The sequence below is a fragment of the Deltaproteobacteria bacterium genome (genome assembly GCA_019308995.1).
GTDB lineage: Bacteria > Desulfobacterota > Desulfarculia > Adiutricales > JAFDHD01 > JAFDHD01.
Genome location: JAFDHD010000210.1, coordinates 1 through 2,505 on the forward strand (window position 1 = coordinate 1; position 2,505 = coordinate 2,505).

The 2,505-nt window shown below is 52.3% G+C and carries 1 protein-coding gene; it reads left to right on the plus strand.

From position 1 onward, the window contains the following. Positions 1 to 372 precede the first annotated feature (372 nt). Entirely contained in the window at positions 373 to 2,208 is a 1,836-nt protein-coding gene (locus JRI95_16975) for an ABC transporter substrate-binding protein (protein ID MBW2063239.1), read from the plus strand. The last annotated feature ends 297 nt before the right edge of the window (positions 2,209 to 2,505 follow it).

Below are 2,505 nucleotides of genomic sequence, written 5' to 3' on the forward strand. Positions count from 1 at the left end.
ATTGACACCGTAGCCTCAAAACTAAAAGGCTTGATTAAGAGAACCGTTCTCGACGAATAGCAAAGAAGAATTCAGTAGTATATTTAACCGCGCCAGGCGATTTACCCGCATGGTTTCCGTTGCCGTTATCGAAAAAGATTGTGTCCAGATAGCCAGGGGTTTGCCTGTCTGAGATCACCTCTGTTCCGGGCCTTGTACTGGCTCGAAAATCAAGTAAACACCGCCTTGCTTCTATCTCCTTTCGTTTTATCAATACCCCAAATTACTCTTTTTCGTATTGACAATTAAACTTAAGTGATTGATTGTCAGAACGTATTAACCCAATTCAGAGGGATAATAAAGATGAGATCCAGACAAGCAAATTTCCTTCGCATGAGTAGCCTCGGGGCTGTCTTCATTCTGGCGCTGATGATCCTGTTTGTTCTACCTGCTGAGGCCAGGGAGATTTCAAAATCAAAAGATGTCTGGACCTGGGCCAGGAAAAACCTGGACACCGGCTGGATGGAGTGGGGCCGGAAATACTGGCCCACCAAACCGGTTCGCGGCGGGTACTTCCGGCGGGCCGCCACCAGATACGTCGGGCTCATGAACCCCAACCACTGGCCGGTCCATGACTGGGACGTCATCAAATTATTCTATGAAGGATACACCGCTTATGACGGACGCTACAGCCAGAGGGTCACCTGGCTCATGGATTCCTGGGAGTTTATCAACCCCACCACCTTGATCATGAAGCTGAAGCCGGGCGTCAAATTCCACGATGGCACTGACTTCAACGCCGCAAGCTTCAAGTACCAATTCGAATGGGTCAAGGATAAAAGGAACAGGTGCTGGACCAGGGGCCAGATGAAGCGGTTCAAGTCGCTCGAAGTCCTGGATGAATACACCCTCAGGTGGCGCACCAGGGACCCGTGGGCTTCATTTCCAACCGGGTTCATGGGTTACATGATATCGTCCCGGGCCTTGAAGGGCGATATCTTGCTTATGCAAGCCAAGAGCCTGACCCACAAGCTTAAAAGGGCCAAAAACAAGGCCGCCGAAGCTGAGAAAAAGGCTAAAGAGGCCGCCGCCAGGGGCGAAGCCGCAGCCAGGAAGGCCGCGGCTGAAGCGGAAAAGGCCAGGCAGACCCTGGCCAGGTTAGAGGAGCAGGCTGCACAGGCCAGGGCCAGGGCCAAGGGACTCAAGAATACAGACCAGTATCCTGTCGGCACCGGCGCCTTTATGTTTGAAGACGCCAGTCCAGGCAATTTTTTAAAAGTAAAACGGAATCCCAACTGGTGGTTCGGCCCGAGTGTCGGCCATGCGGACATGCCTTACTTTGACGGGATCAAGATCATTATTATCCCTGATTCATCCATCAAACTTGCTAATTTAAGGGCTGGCAAGATTGACACCATGAATCTCAGCAAGTCCCAGTACCTGATGCTCAAGGACGATCCCAATCTCCGCGTCCACGTCTACCCGCTGAACAGCATGGTCGGACTGAGCTTCAACCAGGCCAAGGGGCCGTGTCAGGACATCCGGGTGCGCCGGGCTGTTTCCCATGCCATTGATCGAAAGGCCCTGATTTACGGCACGCAGTTCGGCCTGGCCAGGATGGCGAGCTGCATGTATCCCAAAGACCACTGGGCCCATAACCCTGATCTTAAGCCGGTGCGTTATGACCCTGAGCTTTCCAAAAAACTTCTGGCCGAAGCCGGATATGAGAAAGGCCTGACCATAAAGGGTTCCATGGCCAACGATCCCGCCTCCCAGACCGTGGCCGTGGCTTTAAAAAGCATGCTCGCCAAGGTGGGCATTGACTGGAAGGCGGTTTCACTGGACCCCGTGGCCGTGGTGGACCAGATGGAGAAACTCGAATTTGACCTGGGCGGCCTCTATTACCCATTTATTCAGGACCCGGACTCGCCGGCCACCGCGCTTTACCATCCAGAAGGTGGTTTCAATTTCGGAAGAAACCGCAACGAGAAGGTCATCGCGCTTATTGAGGCGGGCAGGAGAGAGGTTGACGATAAGAAGCGGCAGAAGGTTTATTACCAGCTGGAAAAAGTGCTTTACCATGACTACACGGACGTCTGGCTCTGGGGGGAAATGGCCGTCATCGCCTTCAGGAAAAAGGTCCACGGCTGGAACAATGATATGTATATCAAGTACAGAACCCAGTACTGGCACTCGCATCCGATGTGGTTCGAGGATGGCAAGCCGTAATATTATGGAGGTGAAACAACGACCTCAGAACTTATCACCAAATAAAAACGGTTAAAAAAGCAATAGGAAAAAAGTACAAAAAAGGGGTAAAAGCTACAGCGGTTGGCAGAAATATGTTCTTTTAGGGTCCCTTGTTTGGCACCTGGATTCCTGCTTGCGCAGGAATGACAACAAAACAGAATCGTCATTCCCGCGAAAGCGGGAATCGTGCGCCCATGATGGCGCTCTACCCGCACGGTGAAAGTCCGTGCCGGAGCAAGCCTCAGCTCCGTAGCCAAAAGTAACTGCGCCGCCGTA

Excerpts from the sequence above, each read along its gene's own strand:
- JRI95_16975 (MBW2063239.1), top strand. The coding sequence starts at position 373 with ATGAGTAGCCTCGGGGCTGTCTTCATTCTGGCGCTGATGATCCTGTTT.